This window comes from Bradyrhizobium sp. USDA 241 (genome assembly GCF_049739505.1).
GTDB classification, from domain to species: Bacteria; Pseudomonadota; Alphaproteobacteria; order Rhizobiales; family Xanthobacteraceae; genus Bradyrhizobium; species Bradyrhizobium liaoningense.
The window spans coordinates 2,959,519-2,983,999 of the sequence record NZ_JBMGPZ010000005.1; the positions used below are offsets into that span (position 1 = coordinate 2,959,519).

The window sequence follows — 24,481 nt, forward strand, 5'->3', positions numbered from 1 at the left end:
GCAGCCTGTTAGAGCGCGCTCGAAGGGGTATCTGTACGTGCGTCAGTACGAGAACGGGCACACATGAAGATCGGCGACCTCGCAAAACGAACCGGCTTGTCGACTCACACGCTGCGTTACTATGAGCGCATCGGACTGCTGCCATACGCTGACCGGGATCGCTCCGGCCAGCGTGACTTTGACGCATCGATCCTCACATGGATCGCATTCCTCGGTCGGCTCAAGACCACGGGAATGCCGATCCGAGACATGTTGCGTTATGCGGCGCTTCGTGATGAAGGCGAAGCCACCGGGCCCGCCCGGCAGCAGATGCTGGAAATCCACCGGGAACAGGTTCGCACGCAGATTGCCGAACTCCAGGAATGCCTGCTCGTCCTTGATACCAAGATCGCCGGCTATGCCGGCGGCGAACAGAGGACGAAGGAAAATGACGCACGCCCAAACACAAGCCGAAAGCCGCTTCGATCGCGGCCAGCGGGCCCTGTCACGCATTGACGGCAGTGCCGGCGAAAAGGTCGTCGCTTCACTCGCCGACATAGCTCCGGATTTCGCGCGATACGTGATCGAGTTTCCGTTCAGCGACATTTACTGCCGCCCGGACCTCGGCCTGCGCGATCGAGAGATCGCGACGATCGCCGCGCTGACGGCGCTCGGAAATGCCACGCCTCAGCTCAAAGTGCATCTCGAGGCGGGTCTGAACGTCGGGCTGTCTCGCGACGAGATCGTGGAGATCATCATGCAGATGGCCGTCTATGCGGGCTTCCCGGCCGCGCTGAACGGGCTGTTCGCAGCCAAGGAGGTGTTCGCCGCCTATGACGTACGGCAGGCGTCGGGAGAAGCGACATGACCAACCTGCTCCAAACTCTCTTTCTGCTCGGCAGCCTGGGCATTGCAGCTTCCCTCACGTGCCTTGCCCCGGCGCCGGTCCGCGCCCAGCACTCGTCGCCGGAGAAATTATGGGACGGCTTCAAGTCGCCGACCGGCATTGCCGTCGGCGCCGACGGAACGGTCTATGTGTCCAACTGGAGCGGCGACACTGTCGAGCGGATCACACCGGATGGCGGTCGATCCGTGTTCGCCACTGCAATTTCGTCACCGGCGGGCCTTGCCATTGGTGCGGACGGCAGCGTCTACATCTCGTCCTACTCTGGCGACTATATCGAGCGCGTCGCACCAGACGGCACCCGCACGCGCGTTGCCAAGGATCTTGCCACGCCGGCCGGTATCGCCCTCAGCCGAAATGGCAGGCTGCTCGTCGCGAACCGGTCTTCAGGCGAGATTCTCAGCATCGATGCCGTCAGCGGCGACCGCAGGGTCGTCGCGCGTTCGCTGTCCTTGCCGGTGGGCGTGGTGGAGATGGCGGACGGCAGTCTGGTCGCCACACAATATGGCGGACGGCTGACGCGCGTTCTTCCGGATGGCAAGACCCAAGAACTTGGCGAGAGCTTCGATCGGCCTGGCGTAGGCATCGTGGCAGACGGCCCCGATGCAGTCCTTGCGATCGACAACGGGGCTGGCGTGGTGCGCCGCGTGTCGTTTGGCGGCCTGTCGCGAGTGGTCGTGAACGGCCTCGATGGCAGCGTCGTCGCGCTCGGCCGGATGGCGAATGGTGACCTGCTCGTTGGAACCTGGGGCGTCGGCGCCGTGTATCGCGCAACCCCGTAGTACGGCGCGCCCAGCCTGAACGCGGGCCGGTGGAATGCCTGAGACGCGCGGGTCTTGCCCGCGTGCCGCGGCCGGAACGCTGGAGCCGAAATGGCTGGTTTGATTGAGCTGTGGCTCCAGCGACGCTAGCGGCTGCGCTTGCGTGCGCCTATTCTCGAGAGGCCGTCATGCCGGGTGTCAACGCGTGGCCGAGACAAGCCCGGCCATGACGTTGTGGCAGCATTGGTGCACGCGAGCGCCGTCAAAACCCCGCGACGCTGCCGTGCAGATCGTACGCGTCCGCGCGCTCGATCTTCGCGGTGACGATCTCGCCGACGCGCAAGGGGCGGCGGCTGGAGAGATAGACCGCGCCGTCGATCTCCGGCGCGTCGGACTTGGAGCGACCCTTGGCGACGGTCGGGCCGACCTCGTCGATGATGATCTGCTGGCGCGTGCCGACCTTGCGCTTCAGCCGGCGTGCCGAGATCTTCTGCTGGCGCGCCATCAGCGCGTTGTAGCGCTCCTGCTTGACCTCTTCCGGCACCGGGTTCTCGATCGCATTCGACGTCGCGCCCGCGACCGGCTCGTATTTGAAGCAGCCGAGCCGGTCGATCTCCGCTTCATCGAGCCAGTCGAGCAGATAGGCGAAGTCGGCATCGGTCTCGCCGGGGAAGCCGACGATGAAGGTCGAACGCAAAGCGAGATCGGGACATTCCTCACGCCAGCGCTTGATCCGCGCCAGCGTCTTGTCCTGCGCCGCTGGACGCTTCATCGCCTTCAAGACCTCGGGGCTAGCATGCTGGAACGGGATGTCGAGATAGGGCAGCACCTTGCCCTCGTTCATCAGCGCGATGACCTCGTCGACATGCGGGTAGGGGTAGACATATTGCAGTCGGACCCAGGCACCCAACTCGCCGAGCTCGCGCGCGAGGTCGAGGAATTTGGCGCGGACCTGGCGGTCCTTCCAAGGGCTCTCGGCGTATTTCAGATCGACGCCGTAGGCCGAGGTGTCCTGCGAGATCACCAAGAGCTCCTTGACGCCGGCGCCGACCAGCCGCTCGGCCTCGCGCAGCACGTCGTTGGCCGGGCGCGAGACGAGGTCGCCGCGCAGCTTCGGGATGATGCAGAACGTGCAGCGGTTGTTGCAGCCCTCGGAGATCTTCAAATAGGCGTAGTGCCGCGGCGTCAGCTTGATGCCCTGGGGCGGCACCAGGTCGACATGCGGATTGTGCGCCGGCGGCAGCGCGCGGTGCACGGCGTCGAGCACGCTCTCATATTGCTGCGGGCCGGTGATGGAGAGCACGCCGGGATAGGCCTGCTCGATCGCTTCCGGTTCCGCGCCCATGCAGCCTGTCACGATCACCTTGCCGTTCTCGGCCATGGCCTCGCCGATCGCCGAGAGCGACTCCTGCTTGGCACTGTCGAGAAAGCCGCAGGTGTTGACGATGACGATGTCGGCCCCGTCATGCTTGCGGGCGAGCTCATAGCCCTCCGCGCGCAGGCGCGTGATGATGCGCTCGGAATCCACCAATGCCTTGGGACACCCGAGCGACACGAAGCTGACCTTGGGCGCAGCCGTCTGATCCATATCTGATCTGCCTGATTGACCGGCCTGAGCTAGTCCCAATTGCCCATAATTACAACCCTTTGCAGGGCGTACCGGCATGCTATGGATGAATCACCCGCCGCGAGTGAGCCATGAGCGCCGAACAGTCGCCCAAAATCGTGATCGTCGACGAAAGCCCGATCCGGGCCGCGATCCTCGAGGAAGGGTTGCGGGACGCCGGGTTTACCCAGGTCGTCCATATCAGCGAAATGCAGAGCCTGCTCGCCCGTATTTACGCGGTGGACCCCGACATCATCCTGATCGACCTGGAGAACCCGAGCCGCGACGTGCTGGAGGCGATGTTCCAGGTCAGCCGGGCCGTGAAGCGGCCGATCGCCATGTTCGTGGACCAAAGCGATTCAGCCTCGATCCAGGCCTCGGTCGAGGCGGGGGTCTCCGCCTATATCGTCGACGGGTTGAAGAAGGAGCGCATCAAGCCGATTCTCGATCTCTGCGTGTCCCGCTTCAACGCCTTCGCCAAGCTCCAGGAAGAGCTGGAGCGGACCAAGTCGCAGCTGGAGGACCGCAAGGTCATCGAGCGCGCCAAGGGCATTCTGATGAAGGTGAAGGGCCTGACCGAAGACGAGGCCTATGTGTTGCTGCGCTCCACCGCAATGCGCGAGAAGAAGAAAATCGGCGAGATCGCACAGTCGATCATCACCGCGTCGGAGATGCTGAAATGACCGTTCCCCTCCGCATCGGGTTCATTCCGCTGGTCGATGCCGCCGCCCTGATCGTCGCCGTCGACAAGGGATTTGCCGCAGCCGAAGGGCTCGACGTCGAGCTCGTGCGCGAGGTGTCCTGGTCCAACGTCCGCGACAAGCTCAATATCGGCCTGTTCGACGCCGCGCATCTGCTGGCGCCGGTGGCGATCGCGTCCTCGCTCGGGCTCGGTCACGTCAAGGTGCCGATCGCCGCGCCCTTCAATCTCGGCATCAACGGCAATGCCATCACGGTGTCGCCGGCGCTCCATGCCGCGCTGATGGAGGAGATCGACGGCGATCGGTTCGACCCGATGGCGACCGCGAAGGCGCTGGCGAAGGTCGTTGCCATCAGGCGCAAGGCGGGGGCCGAGCCGCTGACCTTCGGCATGACCTTCCCGTTCTCCACCCACAATTATCAATTGCGGTTCTGGATGGCTGCAGCGGGCGTCGATCCCGACGAGGACGTGCGCCTCGTGGTGCTGCCGCCGCCCTTCATGGTCGACAGCCTCAAGAACGGCCATGTCGATGCGTTCTGCGTCGGCGCGCCCTGGAATTCGGTCGCGGTCGATCTCGGCATCGGGCATATCCTGCATTTCGTCTCCGACATCCTGGTCCGTGCGGCGGAGAAGGTGCTGGCGGTCCGCCAGGCCTGGGCCGACAAGAATCCGGATGTGGTCGCGGCACTGGTGCGCGCGGCCGTGAAAGCCGCCGAGTTCATCGAGCATCCCGAGAACCGCACGGAGGCGGCGCAGATCCTGGCCCAGCCGGAGCGGATCGGCGTCGATGCCGAGGTCATCCAGCGTACCCTCACCGGACGCCTCAAGATCTCGCCCGACGGTACCTTCCGTGAAAGCGGCCGCTACCTCCTCGTCGGGCGAGAAGGGGCAGGGCGCCCCGATCCGGTCCAGGCCGCCTGGCTCTATGCCCAGATGGTGCGCTGGGGGCAGACGGCCCTGACCCCGGACGGCGTCAAGACGGCGATGGCGGTGTTCAGGCCCGACCTTTACGACGCAGCCCTTGGCAACAGGGCGCCCATTGAAGCTCCAGCGGCGTTCGGTGCCTTCGCCGGGCCAGCCTTCGATCCCGACAACATCCGGGGGCATCTCGAGGCCTTCGAGGTCGGGCGCTGGAAGGCCTGATTCGGATCTGCTTCGTTTTCGAGCACGTAAGTTCGTTGGCTAATGTTTGGGCTGACTGCTCGAATTTCGGGAGTGTTCTCTGACCGGTATTCCCCGGAGGCGTTTCCTAATCGCCTGATATTAGGAGACTTTTTATTTCGATCAAGCTGGCACGCAACTTGAATGTTGCGGTGCGGCCAGCTTGTCATAGATGCCTGCTGAGCCAAGTCCCACAGCAACGAAGCTGAATGGACCGTCGGGTTGCGAAGCGGGCTCTTGAGCCGGCCGAGTTTCCCGCGGGTCGCACAATTTCCGTCGAAGCCACTTTGGTGGCCGCAGGAGCTTCGTTACCGACCATGAAAATCGAAACGCTCTCAGTCGACTTCAGCGACGAGCAGAAACGCTATCTCGAAGGCTTCACCACCGGCTTGCAGATCAGCCGGGTGGGTCGCGGTCTCGGCGCGGGTGCCGGCAAAGCGAATGCCGAGCCTGTTGGTCCCGACGCCGTGCACATCAAGGCGCAGGACAAGGTCATCGCGTCCGGCAAGAAGCTCGCCGACCAGGAGAAGTTCAAGCGCGACGAGCATCCCTTCGATGCCTATCCGCGGCTGCGCCAGCAGGCGCACGACAACACCCCGCCGAGCCCGGCTGACAATTTCCGCTGGCGCTATTACGGAATCTTCTACGTCGCGCCGACGCAGGACTCCTACATGTGCCGCCTGCGCATTCCGAACGGCATCATGAAGCACTGGCAGCTGTCGGGCCTTGCCGATCTCGCCGACGAACTCTGCGGCCCCTACAGCCACGTCACAACGCGCGCCAATCTCCAGCTCCGCGAAATTCCGCCGAAGCACGCGGTGAAGCTGATCGAAGGCATCCAGGACCTCGGCCTGTGCTCGCGCGGCTCCGGCGCCGACAACATTCGCAACGTGACGGGAACGCCGACGGCCGGCATCGATCCGCAGGAGCTGATCGACACGCGGCCCTATGCGCGCGAGTGGCACTACCACATCCTCAATGACCGCTCGCTCTACGGCCTGCCGCGCAAGTTCAACGTCGCCTTCGACGGCGCCGGCAGGATCGCGGTGCTCGAGGAGACCAACGACATCGCCTTCACCGCATACGAGGTGAAGGAGGGGTTCGGCGTCGAGCCCGGAGTCTGGTTCCGCCTCGGCCTTGGCGGCATCACCGGCCACAAGGACTTCGCAAAATATTCCGGCATCATCGTCAAGCCGGAGCAGGCGACGGCCGTCGCCGACGCCATCGTGCGCGTGTTCATCGACCATGGCGACCGCACCAACCGCAACAAGGCGCGGCTGAAATACGTGCTCGATGCCATGGGCCATGACGGCTTCCTCAAGCTCGTTGAAGAGCGGCTGAAGACGCCGTTCACGCTTGTGCCGGAAGAAGCGTTCGCGCCGCGGCCCGCCGCGGATCGCATGGCGCATGTCGGCGTGCACAAGCAGAAGCAGGAGGGCCTCAACTGGATCGGCGTGTCGCTGACGCTCGGCAAGCTCAGCTCCGATCAGATGCGCGGCCTCGCCAAGGTCGCGCGGGATCTCGGTGACGGCGAGATCCGCCTCACGGTCTGGCAGAACCTCTTGATCCCGGGTGTGCGCGACGAGAATGCCGAGCTTGCGATCGCGGCGATCAAGCAGATCGGGCTCGCGGTGGAAGCCTCGCATATCCGCGCCGGCCTGATCGCCTGCACCGGCAACGCCGGCTGCCGCTTCGCCGCGGCGAACACCAAGCGCCATGCCGCCGAGATCGGCGACTGGTGCGAGCCGCGCGTCGCGATGGACAAGCCGGTCAACATCCACGTCACCGGCTGTCACCATTCCTGCGCGCAGCACTACATCAGCGACATCGGCCTGATCGGCGCGCGTGTGCCGGTCGGCGAAGACGACACGGTCGAGGGCTACCATCTCTTCACCGGGGGCGGGTTCGGTCCCGACGCCGATGTCGGCCAGGAGGTCTATCATGACCTCAAGGCCGAGGACGCGCCGAAGACGGTCGAAGCACTGCTCAAGGCCTACATCGCCCATCGCTCCTCTCCCGAAGAAACGTTCCTGGCTTTTTCGCGCCGCCATGACGGCGAAACGCTGCGCAAGCTTGCCGATGCACAGGTGTCCGCATGAACCAGATCACCCCTCCGCCCAAGCTCGACATCATTCCACCCAGCGCCCCGTTCTCGGACGCGCAGCGCTCCTGGCTGAACGGCTTCTTCGCCGGGCTGCTGTCGCCCGACGTCGCCGCGCCGCTATCGGCGGAGCAGGGCGCTGCCGTCATGCAAGGCGCAGCTGGCGACGGCGACGATGGCGAAGCGCCGTGGCACGACCAGACCATGCCGATTGCCGAGCGGATGAAGCTCGCCGAGGGGCGCCCCCTGCGCCGCAAGATGATGGCGGCGATGGCGCAGCAGGACTGCGGCCAGTGCGGCTACAATTGCCACGATTATTCGGAGGCGATCGCGAGCCGCAGCGAAGCACGGCTCAACCTCTGTGTCCCCGGCGGCAAGGAAACCGCGCGGATGCTGAAGTCGCTGTACGAAGAGCTCGACAAGGCCCCGGTGGCCAAATCGGCCGACAAGCCGGACGCGGCGGCGCCGGCCGTGACCGTGACGATCGCAGAGCCGGGCCGCTCGCGCGACAACCCTGTGACCGCAACCTTCCTGTCGCGCCGCCTTCTCAACAAGGGGAAGTCGGAGAAGGAGACCTATCACGTCGAGTTCGATCTCTCCGACAGCAAGCTCGACTACGTCGTCGGCGATTCCTTCGGCGTGTTCGCACGCAACGATGTCGGCCTCGTCGACCAGATCATCGCGCTGCTCGGCGCTTCCCACACGACCAGGGTCAATGGCAAAACGCTGCGCGAGGTGCTGATCGACGACGTGTCGCTGTCGCCGGCACCGGACACGCTGTTCGAGCTGATCTCCTTCATCACCGGCGGCGCGGCGCGCGAGAAGGCGCGGGCGCTGGCGCAGGGCGAGGATCCCGACGGCGATGCCGCCTCCCTCGACGTGATGGCGGCGCTGCAGAAATTCTCCGGCACGCGGCCGCATCCCGAGGCCTTCGTCGAGGCGCTGGAGCCGCTGCAACCGCGGCTCTACTCGATCTCGTCCTCGCACAATGCGACGCCCGGAAAGCTGTCGCTGACGGTGGACTCCGTGCGCTACGTCATCGGCAAGCGCAAGCGGCTCGGCGTCGCCTCGACCTTCCTCGGCGAGCGCATCAACGAGGGCGACAAGCTCAAGGTCTATGTGCAGAAGGCGCACGGTTTCGGCCTGCCGCAGGACCCGAAGACGCCTGTTATCATGATCGGTCCCGGCACCGGCATCGCGCCGTTCCGCGCCTTCCTGCTCGACCGCAAGGCGACCGGCGCGCCCGGCAAGAACTGGCTGTTCTTCGGCCATCAGCGCAGCGATTGCGACTTCTTCTACCAGGACGAGCTCAACGCCATGAAGACATCGGGCGTGCTCACGCGCCTGTCGCTGGCCTGGTCGCGCGACGGCGAGAAGAAGTTCTACGTGCAGGACCGCATGCGCGAGGTCGGCCGCGAATTGTGGACCTGGCTTGCCGACGGCGCGCATTTCTACGTCTGCGGCGACGCCAAGCGCATGGCCAAGGACGTCGAGCGTGCGCTGGTCGACATCATCGCCCAGTTCGGTGCGCGTTCGACGGATGAGGCCGTCAGTTTTGTCGCCGAGCTGAAGAAGACCGGCCGATTCCAGGCGGATGTGTACTGAGCGCTGCGCTCACCGTTATCCGAGCCGGTTCCGACTGGCTCGGATTTGAACGAATAAGATTCTCGGAACCTGGGCCCTAAGAGAATTTACGTCTGCGAGACGGCCGCCTCGGAGGAGGCGCATCGCTATTTTTGCCACCATCTTGCCTCCCGCCCTGGTTGATCCCTCATACTCCCGCAAATGGGGCGTTGGAGATCGACCATGCGCGAACTATCGGCGGAAGCCAGGCTGCACTTCTACGCGCGCTCGCTCTCGCGGCAGACCCGGGCGAACGCCCATCATCTGGCGCTCTACAGCGCGTTTGCGGTCATCGCGGCGATCGTGTTCGGCACGCTCTCGGTGCATCCGTTTTAGAGTTCTCGTAGGGTGGGCAAAGGCGCGCTCTTCGCGTGCCGTGCCCACCATCTCTCAATATATTCGGTTTGGTGGGCACGCTTCGCTTTGCCCACCCTACGGCGCCTGTCGTACCTCACCCGCGCTTGAACGGCGCGACCTCGATCCCCGCATCCTTCAGCGCCTGACGCACACCGCGCGCGATGTCGACTGCGCCCGGCGTGTCGCCGTGGATGCACACGGTATCCGTGCGCATCTTGATAACCTTGCCGGTCACCGACACCACCGCGCCGTCCTGCACCATCCGCACGACGCGATCCGCGATCGCCTTGGCGTCGTGCAGCACCGCGCCGGGCTTCTTGCGCGAGACGAGGTTGCCGTCGTCCTCATAGGCGCGGTCGGCGAAGACCTCGTGCACCATCGGCAGATTGGCCGCTTCGCCGGCCTTCACCAGCTTCGAATTCGCGAGCACGACGAAGATCAGGCTGGGATCGACCGCCTTGATGCCGGCGGCAATCGCCTTCGCGGTCATGTCGTCCTCGCAGGCGACATTGGAGAGCGCACCATGCGCCTTCACATGCGTCACCTTGTGGCCGGCCGCGGTCGCGATGGCCTGCAGCGCGCCGATCTGGTAGGCGACGAGATTCTCGATCTCGGAGGCCTTCAGGCCGGCGATCGGGTGCCGGCCGAAGCCGTGCAGGTCGCGGTAGCCGGGATGCGCGCCGACCGAAACGCCGCGGGCCTTCGCCAACTCGACCGTCCGGCGCATGATATCAGGGTCGCCGGCATGGAAGCCGCAGGCGACGTTGACCGAACTCGCCAGCTCGATCATGGCGGCGTCGTTGCCCATCTCCCACGCGCCAAAACCCTCGCCGAGGTCGCAATTGAGATCGACTGTCTTCATGGGTGCTCTCCGCCTCTGGTCTTCGTTGTGGCTTTACGGCTCGGCCGTGACCTGCCAGGTCCCGGCATCGACCGCGCTGACCGCATAGCCTGCCACGTTAGCATCGCTGAGCGCCGCGATGTTGAGCGCGACGGTGTCAGAGGAGCGCAGGCGATCGGGCATGCTGCGGATCAACTGGGCAAACCTGCGCGCCTCGTCCTGCGCTTCGGCCATGCTGACGGCCTTGAAGCGGAACGCGGTTCCCGCCGAGGTCTGGGCGAGGCGGCCGACATCGGCCGTAATCACGGTTGCGATCTTCGGATAGCCGCCGGAGGTGCCGCGATCCATCATCAGCGCGATCGGCGCGCCGTTGCCGGGCACCTGGATGCTGCCGTTGACGGTGCCGTCGGAGACGATGTTGTGGCCGTGCAGATGCTTGATGGCGGGACCTTCAAGCCGGTAGCCCATGCGGTCGGAGGTCGCCGAGATCTTCCACTCGCTGTTCAGGAACAGCGCCTTGTTGGCCTCGTCGAACTCGTCATCCTGCGGGCCCAGCAGGACCCGGATCGGACCTGTCGCAGGCTTCGGCAATTCGATGCGTAGCTCCGGCGCGCCGCTCGCGGCATCGACGCTGAACTCGTCGCCGGCCTGGAGCGGGCGCGGGTAGGGGCTGCCGAGACCGGCGCGGGCATTCACCGCAAGACTGCCGAATACCGGCTCGCCCCTGATGCCGCCCTCGATCGCAAGATAGGTGAAGGCGCCGCCGCGGGCAAAACCGAGCGTCAGCGTCTCGCCGTCCTTCAGCGTCACCGATGTGTCCATCGCGACCGGGGTTCCGGCGATGTCCGCATTGCGCGGCGCGCCTGATATCGCGACGCGGACGGCGCCGCCGCGGGCAGTGAAGGAGGCGCCGAACGGGCCGATCTCCACGACGGCCGCGAAAGGCTCGTTGCCGAGGAGCGTATTCGCCGCCGCGAGCGACAGGCGGTCCATTGCCCCGCTGACCGTCAAGCCGTAGCGCTGCGCGCCGAAACGGCCGCCATCCTGGACCGAGCTCGCAGGGCCAATGCTGGCGACGACGAGGCGGCTCATGCGTCCACCTGCTCGGCGACGATCTCGCCGGCTTCCGCGGCGCGATCCAGGTCCGCGAAGGTCTTGTGGTCGATGGCGAAGAACGTCACGCGGTCACCGGGTTCGGTGAGGAAGGTCGGCTTGCGGTGGAGCTGATAGGTTCGCACCGGCGTGCGGCCGAGCAGATGCCAGCCGCTCGGCGCGGCCAGGCACTGGATCCCGGCCTGGATGCCGCCGATCGAGATCGTGCCGGCCGGCGTCAGCAGCCGCGGATTCTGCCGCCGCGACATGTGCAGCGATTTGTCGAGGCCGCTGAGATAGGACCAGCCCGGCGTGAAGCCGATCATGGCGACCTTGTAGTCGCCGCCCGCATGCCGGGCGATGATGTCGTCGGGCGTGGTGTTGAGCGCCTTCGCGACATCCTCGAGGTCGATGCCATGCTCGCCGCCATAGGCGACGGGAATGCGCCAGCGCCGCGCCTTGGTGACCGGCGGCAGCGGCCGGGTGGCGATCGGGAGGATCTTCTCGCCGAGAGCGTCGAAACCGATCTTTTCGGGGTCGTAGTGGACCAGCAGCGAGCGATAGGTCGGCACGGTCTCGGTGATGCCGTCGATGGGGCTCGCTGCGAGCGCCTTGTCGAGCGCCAGCACGCGCTGGTTGGCGTTCTCGTCGATGGTACGGCTGAACTCGACCGTGACGGCGCTGTCGCCACTGGGCAGAAGGCGGGGCGGGGGAAGCGTCGCGGCCATTGAGCTGTTGAAGAGCTGTCGAAATCGGACTTTTGGAAGCGCGCGGGCTCGACGTTGAGTTCCGCGTCACCCCTGCTTCGCGTAAATGCGCCCGCAAGTCCAATAAATTAATGCAGGGGGAGCCGATAACGCCTTGTTACGTCGCATAACAGCTCGGCGGCCTTGCGTAATTGGGACCCTCTTGGCCCTTGACGCAAGGGCTGCGGCTCGCAAGATGCGCGCGTTCTTTCCCGCCTATCCGGAGCTCGTTCTCGTCCATGTCGCTGTCACCCGAAGCCCGCAAGACCCTCGCCGGCATCACCACCGCCACGATCACCACGGTCCTGCTGAAAAAGGGGCTGCGCAATGTGTGGATGCGCGGCGCCCGTCCGCTCCGCCCGGGCCTGCCGCGCCTGGTGGGCCCGGCCTTCACACTGCGCTTCGTGCCGGCGCGTGAGGATCTGGCGACGCCGGAATCCTGGTCGTCGCCGATCTCGACCCGCACCGCGATCGAGGCGATGCCGGAAGGATGCATTGCCGTGGTCGACGCCATGGGCATCACCGATGCCGGCATCTTCGGCGACATCCTGTGCGCGCGCATGGTCAAGCGCGGCGTCACCGCGCTGGTCACCGATGGCGTCGTGCGTGACGTCGAGGGCGTGCTTGGCACCAATCTTCCGGTATGGTGCGACGGCTATGCCGCGCCGCCTTCCGTCGCGGGCCTCACCTTCGTCGGCTGGGGCGAGCCGATCGGCTGCGGCGGCGTTGCCGTTTTCCCGAACGATATCGTCGTCGCCGACCAGGACGGCTGCGTGCTGATCCCGCAGGCGATGCTTGATCACGTCCTCGCCGAGGGCGTCGAGCAGGAGCGGATGGAGGCCTGGATCGTCAACGAGGTGAACAACGGCGCGGCGCTGCCCGGCCTCTACCCCATGAATGCCGAAACCAAGGCGCGCTACGCCGCGAGCAAGAAGTAACCGGGAAGAAGAGAGGTCATTTCGATGGAGATCACTGTTGCAGGCACGCGGCCGACCCGCCACGCGCCCAAGGAACACTTCACCGGCACTGTCTTGCAGGACCCCGTGATCATGGCGCCCGCGCCGGCACGGCTGAACTGCTCGCGCGTGTCGTTCGAGCCGGGCGCGCGCACCAACTGGCATCATCATCCGCTCGGGCAGACGCTTTACGTCATTTCCGGCGTCGGCCGCATCCAGTCCAAGGGCGGGCCGATCCGCGAGATCCGTCCTGGCGACACTGTCTGGATTCCGCCGGGTGAACTGCACTGGCACGGGGCATCGCCGACCAACGCCATGTGCCACATCGCCATGCAGGAAGCGCTCGACGGCGTCTACTCGACCTGGCTCGAGCCGGTCACCGAGGCGGAGTACGGGGCCGCGGTCGGCTGACGCGCCGTGTCTCGGACAAGACGCGTCGCCCAAGGCGATGCGTCGCCGATCCGGGACCCAGAGTCTTCGCGCCACCAAGAGCACTGGGGCCCGGCTCTGCGCAGCAACGCTGGCGCGTTGCAGCGCGTCCGGGACACGGAAGCTCACATCCGCTCCGCCGTCCACGTCCCCGTGCACATCGCGCCGCGCCATGTGCCGGAGCCCGAGCTGCCGCTGAGCCGGCCGAAGCCGACGGCGCGCTTGATGCCGGTGCTCAAGGTGACGTTGATGCTGCCGGCACCGGCGACGCGACCGGACGCGTTCACCGCGGCGCTGCTCGAAGCGATCTGACCGTTGTTGATGCCGATTGCGACGGTTGCGCCGTTGCCGCAGGTTTCGCTCGACGACGAGATGCGGACATTCCATGTGCCGTCGAAAGTGCTTGTCGCAGCATCAGCCTGCGTGAGCGGGAAGGCGATGGCGACGAGGGCGAAGAGACCTTTGCGAAAGCCGTGCATGACACGCCCCTGTGGGTGACCATGCGGGGATCATGGCATGGGCGTGGAACCGGCGATGTGAGGGCTGTCACGTGCGCAAGCGTCTCTGTGAGCCGGCGCACGCTGCTCAAGAGTCATTCCGGGCGGCTTATTGAGCCGACTATGGTGCGCAATTGCGCACCTGAGAATCTCGAGCTTCCGGGTTCACGCTTCGCGTGTCCCGGAATGACTCGGTATTGGAGAGTGCAAAAAACTCAATTCACGCGCGTCCAGGTCTGGCCGCCGCAGAACATGCCGCCGAAGGCGCAGCCCTGCACGCGCAGCCGGTCGGTGCCCTTCATCGCGATCGTGGAATCGTAGGTCGAGCCGGAGTTCGGATCGAGGATGCGGCCGGACCATTTCTGGTCCTTGCCGGGCTTCATGTTGATCAGGACCTGCTCGCCGTTCTGGTTCGATCTGCTGTCGACCGAATAGCCGCAGAGATTGCTGCCGCATTGCTCGATGCGGACCTTGCCTTCCTTCTCCTCGGTCAGCCAGACGCCGAGCGGTGAATTGAGATCGCGCGTGGGCGCCGCTGCAGGAGCAGGCGGCGCGACGGCAGCCGCCTGAACTGGCGCGGTTGCCGGGGGCGGAGCGGGCGGCGCCGGAGGGGCCGCAGTCACGGCCGGGGCCGGCGGTGGTGTCACGGCGGGAGCTGCCTGCTGCGTGGCCGGTGCAGGCGCCGGAGGCGGCGCGGGCGGCGGCAGCACGGCAGTCTCGGCCGGCGCATTGCTGGCGGTTGCCGCCGGAGGCGGAGCAGGCGGTGCTGCTGCGGCGGGTGCAGCAGGCACAGGCGCCTGCGCAGCCGCGGGCGGTGGGGCGATGGGAGCGGGCGCGGCTGGCGATTGCGGCTCGACCGTAGCTTGCTGCGGCGCTTGCTGGCCCGGGGTCGTCTCGTTCCTCTTTGCCTTCTTGGGCTTGCTCTGGCCGGTGTTGTCGTAGACGCCGGGGATCTGCACCGTGCCGCGGTCCGGATCGATGCGGATGGTACGCCCGCCATATTCGAACGTGTACTGCGCCTGTGCGGCGGTGCTCGCCAAAAGGAATGCGGCGGTGGCCAACAGCTTCCTCATTTCCGTCTCCTGAACAGGTGGTCCCCGGACCGACGCTTACGCGCCGGCTCGCTCGCAAAAAGTGATCTAGATCACTGTCGTTGGTATGAGTCGTCTTCCGGTGGTTCCGGGTTCAATAGGCCCGGAGCCGGTCCAAACTTTGGCCAAGGCAAGCGACAGGAGGACGCGGCTAAAGACCTAGTCGAACCAGGCGGCGTAGATATTCTGTAGCTGCCGTCCTCCATGGAAATATGCAGCCATTGGTCGACGAAGGCTTTCAGTGCCATGTCGCGCTGGAGCCAATCAATCTTGACGCCGAGCGTCTTGCCGAGGGACTGCGCCATGTCACCAGCAACGCCTCGGCCAAAGCCGTCCAGAACCGAACGATCATCTCTTTTCCACCCATGCCCAAGCTGTCATTGTGCAGCCCTTGAGCGGTGGATTTGGACCAGATGCCACCCGGTGGTGAGGCAGAATATTGAAGGGGAATCCTTGAGGTGACGATCTCGATGCACGAGGCCTCAGTCGGCCTCTTCGTGCCCTATTTGCGCAACCTGTCCGCGCTGCTCGACAAGGGCGTCGCCCATGCGGAGGCCCGCAAATTCAATCCGACGGTTCTGCTCGGCATGCGCCTTGCGCCGAACATGTACGATCTGGCGCAGCAGGTCGGCGAAGCCTGCCGTCACGCGGTGGTCGCGCCGGCCTTGCTGGCGCAGTGCGAGCCGGCGGCGCTGCCGGCCCTCGAGCACGACATGGCCGGGCTTCAGGCACGCATCGCAACGTCCATCGAGTTCATCGAAAGCCTGCCGCGCGCGGAGATCGATGCGGCTGCGGAACGAAACGTCTTCTTCAGGTTGAAGAACGGGACCGAGCTGCCCTTCACCGGGCGGACGCTGCTGCTGACGTTCAGCGTCCCGCAGTTCTTCTTTCACGTCACCACCGCCTACGACCTGTTGCGGCACGCCGGCGTCGAGCTGGTGAAGAAGGATTATCTCGGGCGGCGGTAGAGCTTACGCTTCGCCCTTGCGCTCGTAGTCGGCGAGCGAGCTTCGGCCGGCGATCTCGCTGCGCAGCTCTTCGAAGCGACGATGTGACTCGTCTTCCCGCTCGTCAACGAAGCGCACGGCGGCCTCGCTCGTCATCGGACCGCTGACCACGGGGGCGGATTGCTCGCCGATGGTCTCATGGACGTAGAACTGGCCGTCATCGCCGCGATGGACAGTCCATTTCAGGCGGATCGCGACCATCGGACCGGGGCCAACCTTGCTGTAGCCATCCGCATCGGTGTGCTCCGGCACCAGCGGCTGCTCGTCGACCATCGGATGCTCGTCGACCATTGGATGCTCGTCGACCGCATGATGCTCTTCGACGGACGGCTGCTCACCGACGACGACGATCTCGGTCTCCCGGATGGTCTCGGTCTCGCGAACGACGAGGACGGGCTCGGGGTGCTCCAGGATGCTGGCGATGGTCGCGAGCGCGTGGTCGGTCGGGTCGATCTCTGACAAGGGTTCATCCTCCAGCTCGACGCGGCCGGCCAGTCTGTCCCACGGCCGCCGCGGCGGGTCTTATTACGCGCGTTTGATTAAGGCTGAGTTGGGGCTCGATCTGCACCAAAATGGGACGCTTTCTGGCGCTCCGAAGGCGGGCGCATCCGTCGCCCGCCCGGAGTTCGCCTCAGCCCAGCACGTCCTGGTTGATCACGTTCTGCCGGATCGGATCGCCGTCGAGCACACTCAGGATGTTGCGCGCGGTCTGCTCGCTCATGCGCTGGACGGCCTCGACCGTCACGCCGGCGACATGCGGGGCGACGATGACGTTGGGCAGCGCGAACAGCGCGTTGCTGACCGGCGGCGGCTCCACCTCGAAGACGTCGATGCCGGCGCCGGCGAGCTTGCCGGAGACCAGGGCGTCGTACAGCGCAGCCTCCTTCACGATGCCGCCGCGCGCGGTGTTGACGAGGTAGGATTTCGGCTTCATCCGGCCGATCCGTGCCGCGTCGAACAGGCCGACGGTTGCCGGCGTCTTCGGGCAGTGGATGGTGACGAAATCGGCGATTGGCAGCGCGGCGTCGAGGTCAGGCACCGGCTCGCATCCTGCCGCCTTGATCTCGGCGGCTTCCTTGAAGGGATCGTAGACCTGCACCTTCATTTCCATCGCCAGGCAGCGCTTGGCGGTGCGGCTGCCGATGCGGCCGAAGCCGACGATCAGCACGGTCTTGCCGTAGAGGTCGAACGGCAGCATGCCGAGCCGGTCGGCCCATTTGCCGTCCCTGACACAGGCGTGCATCTCCTGCGCGCGCTTGGCCAGCGTCAGCATCATGAACAGCGCCGCTTCCGCGACCGAGGGCGAGTTCGCGCTGCCGGCCACCATCAGCGGCACCTTGCGGCGGGAGAGGGCGGGCACGTCGACGGCGTCGTAGCCGACGCCGATCCGGGTCACCACCTTCATGTCCCCGGCGGCTTCGAGCTCGATCTCGCCGAAGGCGGTGGCGCCGAGCGCCACGCCGTGGACGGGAGCATGGCTCTTCAACAAGGCCTCGAAGTCCTTCGCCGAGATCAGGTTCGCAAACTCGACGAGCTCGATATCGTCCCGCTGGGTGAGGAGGGCGCGTGCCCCTTGCGACAAAGTTTGTGTAACGAATATCTTCTTCTTGTTGGTCGCCATCGCTCCCCTGCCTGCCTCGCGTTTCTTAAGCCGGCGTCACAACACGACGCCGGTTTCTTCATTTAGCAGGTGCATGTTGTTGAGGTCCATCGCCAGGCGCATGGGTGCCCCGTCCTTGGCGCCGGCATTGGGATTGACGCGGCCGCAGACCGGCGTGCCTTCGAGCCCGAAATAGACCAGCGTCTCCATTCCCATCGGCTCGGTGACGTCGAGCACGGTGTCGAAGGTCTCGACGCCGGGCTCCAGATGCGCATGCGACTCGGTGAGATGCTCGGGCCGGAGGCCCAGCAGCAGCTTGTCGGTGCGCGGCAGCGCGTTGTAGCGCGCGGCGCGGGCCGGCGGCAGCGGGAAGGCGATGCGGTCGGTGAGGCGGATCTGGAGCCTGCCGCCGACATCCTCGAGCCGGCACGGAATGAAGTTCATCGCCGGCGAGCCGATGAAGCCCGCGACGAAGCGCGTCGCCGGCTTGTGGTAGAGCTCGTTCGGCGTGCCGATCTGCTCGATCCGGCCCTTGTTCATCACCACCACGCGATCGGCCAGCGTCATCGCCTCGACCTGGTCGTGAGTGACGTAGACCGTGGTGGTGCGCACCTTCTGGTGCACTTTCTTGATCTCGATCCGCATCTGCACGCGGAGCTTGGCGTCGAGATTGGACAGCGGCTCGTCGAACAGGAAGACCTTCGGGTTACGTACGATGGCCCGGCCCATCGCGACGCGCTGGCGCTGACCGCCGGAGAGCTGCTTCGGCTTGCGGTCGATCAGGTCGGTGATGTCGAGGAGGCGGGCGGCCTCCGTCACCCGTGCCTTGATCTCGGCCTTGGGGTAGTGCTTCAGGCGCAGCCCGAACGACATGTTCTCGGCGACCGTCATGTGCGGATAGAGCGCGTAATTCTGGAACACCATCGCGATGTCGCGGTCCTTTGGCGGCACGTCGTTGACGACGTCGCCGCCGATCATGATGTCGCCGTCGCTGATGTCCTCGAGGCCTGCGATCATGCGCAGCGTCGTCGACTTGCCGCAGCCGGAGGGGCCGACCAGCACGATGAACTCGTGGTCGGCGATGTCGAGATCGATGCCGCGCACGGCCTCGACGTCGTCGTAACGCTTGACTACCTTCCGCAAAGCAACTTCAGCCATGAGCCATCAACCCTTTGTCGCGCCGGCGGTCAGGCCGGCAATGTAATAGTCCATCAGGAAGGCGTAGATGATCAGCGGCGGCGCGGCGCCCAGCAGCGCGCCGGTCATGATCTGCCCCCAGTTGAAGACGTCGCCCTTGATCAGCGTGGTGGTGATGCCGACCGGCAGCACGAGCTGATCGACCGACGTCGTGAACACCAGGGGATAGAGGAACTGCGCCCAGGACACGGTGAAGGCGAAGATGGTCGCCGCGATCAGCCCGGGCAGGGCGACCGGGATGAATATCCGCGTCAGGGTCTGCAGCCAGGAGGCGCCGTCGATGAGGGCGGCCTCGTCCAGCTCCTTCGGAATGGAGGCGAAATAGCCGATCATGATCCAGGTGCAGAACGGCACGGTCAGCGTCGGATAGATGAACAGCAGCACGTACCATCGGTTGAGCAGCGTGATGCCGGTCAGGTCCTGGACCACCGCGAGCATCTTGAACAGCGGAATGAAGAGCAGGCTGTCCGGAATGAGGTAGGTGAGGAACACGCCGGTCGCGAGCGTCGTCGAGCCCCAGAATTTCATCCGCGCCAGCGCGAACGCCGCGGGGATGCTGATCAGCATGGTGACCATCACGACCACGATGGAGACGATGGCGGAATTCCAGAAGAAGCGCAGAAACTGGTTCGAGGTCAGAAGCTCGACGTAGTTGGACAGGGTGGGATGAAACACCCACCAGGGATTGGTCGCCGCCGAAATCTCCGCGCTGCTCTTGAGCGAGGTGATCAGCATGTAGATCGGCGGAGTGAGCGAGAATATCGCGAACAGCACCAGGAAGAAGTAGGACCAGCGCAGCGCCCAGGTGCGATCCCGGCTCATGCTCCGGTATTTGACCTTGCGCGTGGGGCCGCCCTTGTCGATTGCAAGCGTGCTCATCAGGCTTCGTTCCCACGTTTGTTGACGTCGCGCAGAATGAAGATTGCCGCGACTGCGAGGATCGGCACCATGAACAGCGAGACGCAGGCGCCCAGCGGAATGTCGCTGCTTTGAATGCCGACCTGGAACGCCCACGTCGCGAATATGTGCGTGGAGTCCAGCGGGCCGCCCGAGGTCAGGATGCGCACGATGTCGAAACTGGCGAAGGTCACGATCAACGAGAACAGCGTCGTGATGGCGATGATGTTGCGCATCATCGGCAACGTCACGTACCAGATCCGCTGCCACCAATTGGCGCCGTCGATGGCCGCCGCCTCGTAGAGCTGGTCCGGCACCGATTTCAGCGCCGCCAGGTACATGATCATGAAGAACGGTGCGCCGTACCAGACGTTGACGAGGATGACCGAGAAGCGCGCCCAGAAGGTATCGCCGAGCCACGGGATCGGGCCGATGCCGAAGACGGACAGCGTGTAGTTGAAGGCGCTGTAGGAGGGGTCGAACAGCCACAGCCAGGCCAGCGTGCTCATGGCGGGCGGGATCACCCACGGCACCAGCAGCATGCCGCGCCATTTGCGCTGGCCCTTGGCCGGCAGGTTGTGGACGAAATGAGCGACGATGAAGCCCAGCAACGCCTTGAAGAACACCGCGGTGATGGCGAAGATGCAGGACTGCCTCACGACCATCCAGAACGTGTCGCGCTTGAAGAGGAACGTGAAGTTGCTCAAGCCGACGAACTTCTGCATCGACTTGTTCAGCATCGCGAGATGCGCGGAGTAGAAGGCTGGATAGAGCACCAGCAGCGCGATCAGGAGAATCAGCGGAAGCGTCAGGAAGAACGCCACCGTCGACTTCCGCCTGAGCGCGTTATGTAAGCTGGTGCGTTTGCGCGGGCTCGCGGCGCGGACGGAGCGACCCTGCTCAACGACGACATCGGCCATGGTCAAACTTTCTTACGGAAGATTCAACGGGGAAGCCGGCCGCATCGGTCGGCTTCCCCCGACAAGGGGACGGGCGGAATCATCGGCGGCTCACACCCAGGCACGTGAGCCGCCGTGACGCACAGGCATCAGCTCCGCATGAAGCCTTCGCACTCGCCTTCGGCCCAGGCGAGCGCCTGCTCCATGGTCTCGCCCCGCGCATAACGCAGCGCCAATTTGGTCAACGTCGCCTGCGAGTAGATCTGCTGTGCGATCTTCGGCGGTGCCGGAGCGGCCGCGATCGACATCGTCTGGTGCTTGTAGGGATCGGGATAGTGAAAGAGCGTGCCCTTCGGTGGCCCTTCCTCGGCCCATGTCTTGAGCTTCGTCATGTTGGCGAATGCCGGAAGATCGTAGCCGCCGCTCGCCGCGACGAATTTTTCGATCGATGACGGCTGCGACAGATGAACGAGCAGGCTCTTGGCGGCCTCCTTGTTCTTGCCGAAGCTCCAGACGCCCCAGAAGTATGGCAGGAAGGGTGCGAAGCGCCCTTTCGGTCCGGACGGGAAGCCGTGGGTCCAGCATTGCTCGGCCACTTGCGGCGCGTCGCGCTTGGCGACCGCCCAGGAACTCGGCGGGTTCAGGATCATCGCCCCGCGGCCCGAGATCAGCCATTTGTTGTTGGACGCATCGTCCCACGACGCCGCGTCAGGCGGCAGGACGGCAATCAGCTTCTTGTAGAACTCGAGCGCCTGACGAACCGCATCGGTCTTCACCGTGACGTCGCCCTTGGCATTGACGAGGTCCGCACCGAAAGAGCTGAAGATGGCGCCGGCGGTATCGACGCTGTCGGTGGTCTCGCCGAGACCGATGCCGAACGCAAAGCCGGCCTTGTGGCAGGCTTCGGCGGCCTTCAGGAAGGTCTCCATCGTCCAATTGTCCACCTTTGGCGGTGCGCCGACCGGGTACATCTCCTGCACGTCGATGCCGGCATGCTTCTTCATCAGGTCGATCCGTGAGCATGGGCCCTTGATCTGGCTGCCGACGGTTGCCGGGATAGCCAGCCATTTGCCGCCGGCCTGGCCCAGATATTTGACCGTGTCGTTGACCTCGCCGTTCTGCTTGATGATCGGCTCCATCACGTCATTGACCGGCTCGAGGTTGTCCGCATAGGCATGCGGCCACCAGGTCGGCATCTGCAAAATATCGTGGCCGGATTTCGCCTGCGCTTCGGCGGCGACCGTCAGTTCGAGCTTCTTGTTGTTGCTGGTGATGTAGTCGATGGAGACTTCAACCTTCTCCTTCGCGGCCCATTCGTTGACCAGATCGGTAGAGGCCTTGTTGGCGCCCGGAACCCAATGGTCCCAGAAGCCGATCGAGAGCTTGCCGGCGGCGTAAGCGCCCCGGACGTAGGGCGCTGCGATCAGCGCCGCGGAGGACATTGCAGTGGCAGCCACAAATTGACGTCGCGTCAGTGTCTTGCGTGACATCTCGTTTCCTCGCCTGGGTGTTGTTGTTGGAGTTTCCTCTGAGAGACTTTTGAGTTTCTTGTTTTCGAATTTTCTTATTGATGCCGGCGGCCGACGCGAAAATTCACGCCGCCCGGGGCAAATTGGTAGCGCGATCAGATCATGATTGATGGCGTCTGTCGAGAAAGCCGAGCGGCTCCTCGTCTAAAACTAACGTTGTGTCCAGGACGCGCGTCGCTGCATCTCAGAACCATGCGTCGAATGTGGACCGCGAACGCACATTTTGCGACGCACACTGCGCACAGACCGACCCGGAACGGTCCGTTGCGCAATTACGCCGCAGTTTCGAATGAGCCTGCATAACCGCTTCGCGCGACAGACTTTTCCGGCGTGGACAGCACTCGGCCGTGTCTGGACCGCAAAGCGCTGGAAACGATAGAGTTCAGCTGGTGGTTTGCTTCCGCCCGCCAAGACCAATTGGATCGACGATGGAGACGAGAATGATCAATGCAGCGCCGCCAGCGCGGCCTTACCTGCGACGATGGCTCGCGCTGGGGTCCATGCTCGCGCTGTTGCTCGGCGCAGCGACTTGGGCGAATGCTCAGGGATTGGTCAAAGGGGTTCAGGAAGGCGCTGCGGCCGGGAACAAGGCGGCAGGTCCGGTCGGTGGCGTGCTCGGCGGCGCAATCGGCGGCGTGGTTGGCGTCTTCACGGGCGTGCTCGGTGTCGGCAACAACAACAGCGGCAATCCTCCGCCGGCGGCCAGGGAGTCCAGCAAGGACGCCAAGCAGCAAGGCGCAGCCAAGGACAAGGATGCCAAGAGCGCCAAGCCGGGCAAGGGCGCCAAGGCGACCAAAGAGGCGAAGAACGCGCCGCAGGACAAGGGCAACAAGGACGTCACGGTTCTCACCCAGCCCGGCACGCCGCAGCTGACCGCCGAACAGATCGTCGCCAACAGCGATTCCTACATCGAGCGGATCAAGACCCAGCTGAACCTCACGCCGGAACAGGAGAAGCACTGGTACGGCTTCTCGAGCGCGATGCACTACCTCGGGCATAATGGTGCAGAGCGGCTCAACCTGAGGGTTGCGCGCGCCAAGCGGGATCCGCCCGACGACATCATCGAGCAGATGCGCAACGAGGCCCAGTTCCTGATTGATCGCGCCGCCGACCAGCGCAACGTTGCCGACGCCGCCGAGCCGCTTTATTCGAGCCTCGACGACAAGCAGAGGCAGGTTTTCATTCAGGAGATGGTGCGCCTCAGTCACGAGCGTGGACTGGACTGATCAAGTTGAATCGGTCCGGGCGGGGCTGAATTAACGGCCCTGCCACGAATTCGTGAATCCTCCCCGCAATTCGGTTATGGTTAGCCCGTCTTATTCGCGAGAGGGCGCCTGAGAGGCTGGCGAGCGTGGTGTAAAGCGCTGATGCGGCGTAGGATTCGGTTGCGAAGCCACCCCATCACCTTCAACCGCGAACGCCACGCCCGCCATGACCGATGATACGATTTCAGACCACTATCGAGAAGCAAGAATTCAACACAAATAAAACCTCTGCCTCGCGCTCGATCTCTTCATGCTTGATAGTCTCGTTTCGGAGGCTGAGCACCTACCGCGTCTAATAGGCCGCTCGCGCCGGTTTCTTTGGACGCGGCACGACCGCGACTCCACGTTTCGGCACAGAAATGATCGGGAGTCACTCAATCTTTCTTCAACTTAACCCGTCTTATTCGTAAGAGTGCGCCTGAGGGGTAAAGCGCTGATGCGGCGTAGGATTCGGTTGCGAAGCCAACCCCATCACCTCCAACCGCGAACGCCACGCCCGCCATGACCGACGATACGATTCCGCCCTTCTCGTTTCCAGCCGTTCACGCCAAGAAAGTCACAGCTGCCTTCGATGGTGGGCGCCTAACCTCGAACGGGGGCGTGATGCTTCTGGCGATGGCCGAGCGGCGTCTCGGTTTGGCCAACAATCTGGCCCGGGTGTTCCCGGATCGGCGCGATCCGACGCGGGTCGTGCACAGCCTGGTCGATATGTTCCGCGCTCGCATGTTCGCGATCTGCTGCGGCTACGAGGACGCCGACGACCTCGATCATCTGAGGTCCGATCCGGCATTCAAACTGGCCTGCGGTCGCCTACCGGACACGGGCCGGGATTTGTGTTCCCAGCCGACGCTGTCGCGGCTGGAGAATGCTCCGCGCCTGCGCGACGTGATCCGGCTGACCTACACTTTGGTCGACGCATGGATGGATAGCTACCCGCGCGAGCCGGCATCCGTCACGCTCGACATCGATGATACCTGCGACGTCGTCCACGGCCATCAGCAGCTCTCGCTGTTCAACGCTCATTATGACGAACGCTGCTTCCTGCCGATCCACGTCTACGACACGGAGAAGAGCCGGCCCGTGGCCGTCGTGCTGCGGCCCGGCAAGACGCCGGGCGGCGTCGAGGTGCGTGCCCATCTGCGCCGCCTGGTACGGCATAGAGCTGGCCCCGCAAATTCGGACAGTAGCTTGAGTGGATTTTCTGCCTGACAGCGGCGAGGATTCTTGCTGCGAATCAGGAGCG

Annotated in this window: 25 protein-coding genes and 2 pseudogenes; 14 read left to right on the plus strand and 13 right to left on the minus strand. The window is 64.6% G+C overall.

Annotated features, from left to right (window positions below; translation table 11 throughout):
* The first annotated feature begins 63 nt into the window (after positions 1 to 63).
* Genes ABIF91_RS36240 through ABIF91_RS36250 form a run of 3 tightly spaced genes read left to right on the plus strand, consistent with a single transcriptional unit; the run spans position 64 to position 1,665 of the window.
* The gene (locus tag ABIF91_RS36240; RefSeq protein ID WP_028179753.1) at positions 64 to 495 is read left to right on the plus strand and encodes a MerR family transcriptional regulator; all 432 of its coding nucleotides are present in this window, start codon (positions 64 to 66) and stop codon (positions 493 to 495) included.
* Complete coding sequence (locus ABIF91_RS36245; RefSeq protein ID WP_424579679.1) at positions 428 to 847, plus strand: carboxymuconolactone decarboxylase family protein; 420 nt, start codon at positions 428 to 430, stop codon at positions 845 to 847. The genes ABIF91_RS36240 and ABIF91_RS36245 overlap by 68 nt, the downstream gene beginning before the upstream one ends.
* The gene (locus ABIF91_RS36250) at positions 844 to 1,665 is read left to right on the plus strand and encodes a virginiamycin B lyase family protein (RefSeq protein WP_028179751.1); all 822 of its coding nucleotides are present in this window, start codon (positions 844 to 846) and stop codon (positions 1,663 to 1,665) included. Before ABIF91_RS36245 ends, ABIF91_RS36250 begins: the two co-directional genes overlap by 4 nt.
* Before the next feature lie 241 nt (positions 1,666 to 1,906).
* Here ABIF91_RS36250 and rimO read toward each other — a convergent pair whose 3' ends face one another.
* Positions 1,907 to 3,232: a 30S ribosomal protein S12 methylthiotransferase RimO gene (gene rimO, locus ABIF91_RS36255; protein WP_028179750.1), complete on the minus strand. Its 1,326-nt coding sequence runs from the start codon at positions 3,230 to 3,232 to the stop codon at positions 1,907 to 1,909.
* 110 nt (positions 3,233 to 3,342) lie between these two features.
* On the opposite strand from rimO, the gene ABIF91_RS36260 reads away from it, so the two are divergent.
* The 5 genes from ABIF91_RS36260 to ABIF91_RS36280 all read left to right on the plus strand — a co-directional run bounded on the left by ABIF91_RS36260 (position 3,343) and on the right by ABIF91_RS36280 (position 9,171).
* Positions 3,343 to 3,933, plus strand: coding sequence for an ANTAR domain-containing response regulator (locus tag ABIF91_RS36260; RefSeq protein WP_028179749.1), 591 nt, complete (start codon positions 3,343 to 3,345; stop codon positions 3,931 to 3,933).
* Complete coding sequence (locus ABIF91_RS36265; protein WP_028179748.1) at positions 3,930 to 5,093, plus strand: CmpA/NrtA family ABC transporter substrate-binding protein; 1,164 nt, start codon at positions 3,930 to 3,932, stop codon at positions 5,091 to 5,093. The genes ABIF91_RS36260 and ABIF91_RS36265 overlap by 4 nt, the downstream gene beginning before the upstream one ends.
* A gap of 335 nt (positions 5,094 to 5,428) precedes the next feature.
* On the plus strand, positions 5,429 to 7,210 hold the full coding sequence (locus tag ABIF91_RS36270) for a NirA family protein (protein WP_028179747.1): 1,782 nt from the start codon (positions 5,429 to 5,431) through the stop codon (positions 7,208 to 7,210).
* Entirely contained in the window at positions 7,207 to 8,817 is a 1,611-nt protein-coding gene (locus ABIF91_RS36275) for a sulfite reductase subunit alpha (protein WP_028179746.1), read from the plus strand. Before ABIF91_RS36270 ends, ABIF91_RS36275 begins: the two co-directional genes overlap by 4 nt.
* 201 nt (positions 8,818 to 9,018) lie before the next feature.
* Complete coding sequence (locus ABIF91_RS36280; RefSeq protein ID WP_035677849.1) at positions 9,019 to 9,171, plus strand: hypothetical protein; 153 nt, start codon at positions 9,019 to 9,021, stop codon at positions 9,169 to 9,171.
* 115 nt (positions 9,172 to 9,286) lie between these two features.
* On the opposite strand, the gene ABIF91_RS36285 is transcribed toward ABIF91_RS36280, so the two are convergent.
* From ABIF91_RS36285 to pxpB, 3 genes are read right to left on the minus strand one after another with little or no spacing between them, the layout of a single operon-like run.
* Positions 9,287 to 10,054 carry a LamB/YcsF family protein gene (locus ABIF91_RS36285; RefSeq protein ID WP_028179745.1) on the minus strand — a complete coding sequence of 256 codons (768 nt, stop codon included), beginning with the start codon at positions 10,052 to 10,054 and terminating at the stop codon, positions 9,287 to 9,289.
* 33 nt (positions 10,055 to 10,087) lie between these two features.
* Entirely contained in the window at positions 10,088 to 11,125 is a 1,038-nt protein-coding gene (locus ABIF91_RS36290) for a biotin-dependent carboxyltransferase family protein (protein WP_028179744.1), read from the minus strand.
* A complete protein-coding gene (pxpB, locus tag ABIF91_RS36295) occupies positions 11,122 to 11,853 on the minus strand; it encodes a 5-oxoprolinase subunit PxpB (protein ID WP_028179743.1) in 732 nt (243 codons plus the stop codon). Before pxpB ends, ABIF91_RS36290 begins: the two co-directional genes overlap by 4 nt.
* 257 nt (positions 11,854 to 12,110) lie before the next feature.
* Here pxpB and ABIF91_RS36300 point away from each other — a divergent pair, with 257 nt between their 5' ends.
* Both ABIF91_RS36300 and ABIF91_RS36305 read left to right on the plus strand, forming a co-directional pair.
* Positions 12,111 to 12,809 carry a ribonuclease activity regulator RraA gene (locus ABIF91_RS36300; protein WP_024341888.1) on the plus strand — a complete coding sequence of 233 codons (699 nt, stop codon included), beginning with the start codon at positions 12,111 to 12,113 and terminating at the stop codon, positions 12,807 to 12,809.
* A 24-nt stretch (positions 12,810 to 12,833) separates the two neighbouring features.
* Positions 12,834 to 13,238 (plus strand): (R)-mandelonitrile lyase, encoded by a 405-nt coding sequence (locus tag ABIF91_RS36305; RefSeq protein WP_028179742.1) that lies wholly within the window; start codon positions 12,834 to 12,836, stop codon positions 13,236 to 13,238.
* A gap of 143 nt (positions 13,239 to 13,381) precedes the next feature.
* On the opposite strand, the gene ABIF91_RS36310 is transcribed toward ABIF91_RS36305, so the two are convergent.
* From ABIF91_RS36310 to ABIF91_RS36320, 3 genes and pseudogenes are all read right to left on the minus strand, one after another.
* The gene (locus ABIF91_RS36310) at positions 13,382 to 13,735 is read right to left on the minus strand and encodes a hypothetical protein (protein WP_028179741.1); all 354 of its coding nucleotides are present in this window, start codon (positions 13,733 to 13,735) and stop codon (positions 13,382 to 13,384) included.
* 233 nt (positions 13,736 to 13,968) lie between these two features.
* The gene (locus tag ABIF91_RS36315; RefSeq protein ID WP_028179740.1) at positions 13,969 to 14,826 is read right to left on the minus strand and encodes a DUF2147 domain-containing protein; all 858 of its coding nucleotides are present in this window, start codon (positions 14,824 to 14,826) and stop codon (positions 13,969 to 13,971) included.
* A 177-nt stretch (positions 14,827 to 15,003) separates the two neighbouring features.
* Positions 15,004 to 15,116 (minus strand): annotated as a pseudogene (locus ABIF91_RS36320) (transporter substrate-binding domain-containing protein); the annotation flags it as partial.
* On the opposite strand from ABIF91_RS36320, the gene ABIF91_RS36325 reads away from it, so the two are divergent.
* Positions 15,066 to 15,239, plus strand: a complete 174-nt coding sequence (locus tag ABIF91_RS36325; RefSeq protein ID WP_162131074.1) for a hypothetical protein — start codon at positions 15,066 to 15,068, stop codon at positions 15,237 to 15,239. The pseudogene ABIF91_RS36320 and the gene ABIF91_RS36325 overlap by 51 nt on opposite strands.
* Positions 15,240 to 15,314: 75 nt before the next feature.
* Positions 15,315 to 15,812: a DUF1993 domain-containing protein gene (locus tag ABIF91_RS36330; RefSeq protein ID WP_035676939.1), complete on the plus strand. Its 498-nt coding sequence runs from the start codon at positions 15,315 to 15,317 to the stop codon at positions 15,810 to 15,812.
* A gap of 3 nt (positions 15,813 to 15,815) precedes the next feature.
* Here the strand turns inward: ABIF91_RS36330 and ABIF91_RS36335 are convergent, their stop codons facing one another.
* The 6 genes from ABIF91_RS36335 to ABIF91_RS36360 all read right to left on the minus strand — a co-directional run bounded on the left by ABIF91_RS36335 (position 15,816) and on the right by ABIF91_RS36360 (position 21,934).
* A complete protein-coding gene (locus tag ABIF91_RS36335) occupies positions 15,816 to 16,313 on the minus strand; it encodes a hypothetical protein (protein ID WP_028179737.1) in 498 nt (165 codons plus the stop codon).
* 169 nt (positions 16,314 to 16,482) lie between these two features.
* Positions 16,483 to 17,472 carry a hydroxyacid dehydrogenase gene (locus ABIF91_RS36340; RefSeq protein WP_028179736.1) on the minus strand — a complete coding sequence of 330 codons (990 nt, stop codon included), beginning with the start codon at positions 17,470 to 17,472 and terminating at the stop codon, positions 16,483 to 16,485.
* A 36-nt stretch (positions 17,473 to 17,508) separates the two neighbouring features.
* Positions 17,509 to 18,609, minus strand: a complete 1,101-nt coding sequence (locus ABIF91_RS36345) for an ABC transporter ATP-binding protein (protein ID WP_028179735.1) — start codon at positions 18,607 to 18,609, stop codon at positions 17,509 to 17,511.
* 6 nt (positions 18,610 to 18,615) lie between these two features.
* On the minus strand, positions 18,616 to 19,527 hold the full coding sequence (locus tag ABIF91_RS36350; RefSeq protein WP_028179734.1) for a carbohydrate ABC transporter permease: 912 nt from the start codon (positions 19,525 to 19,527) through the stop codon (positions 18,616 to 18,618).
* On the minus strand, positions 19,527 to 20,465 hold the full coding sequence (locus ABIF91_RS36355; protein ID WP_028179733.1) for a carbohydrate ABC transporter permease: 939 nt from the start codon (positions 20,463 to 20,465) through the stop codon (positions 19,527 to 19,529). The genes ABIF91_RS36350 and ABIF91_RS36355 overlap by 1 nt, the downstream gene beginning before the upstream one ends.
* 128 nt (positions 20,466 to 20,593) lie before the next feature.
* Entirely contained in the window at positions 20,594 to 21,934 is a 1,341-nt protein-coding gene (locus ABIF91_RS36360; protein ID WP_028179732.1) for an ABC transporter substrate-binding protein, read from the minus strand.
* A 479-nt stretch (positions 21,935 to 22,413) separates the two neighbouring features.
* Here ABIF91_RS36360 and ABIF91_RS36365 point away from each other — a divergent pair, with 479 nt between their 5' ends.
* Together ABIF91_RS36365 and ABIF91_RS36370 are read left to right on the plus strand one after the other, a co-directional pair.
* Positions 22,414 to 23,199, plus strand: coding sequence for a Spy/CpxP family protein refolding chaperone (locus tag ABIF91_RS36365; protein WP_028179731.1), 786 nt, complete (start codon positions 22,414 to 22,416; stop codon positions 23,197 to 23,199).
* A 540-nt stretch (positions 23,200 to 23,739) separates the two neighbouring features.
* Positions 23,740 to 24,396, plus strand: a pseudogene (locus ABIF91_RS36370) (IS1380-like element ISBdi2 family transposase); the annotation flags it as partial.
* Positions 24,397 to 24,481: the final 85 nt, after the last annotated feature.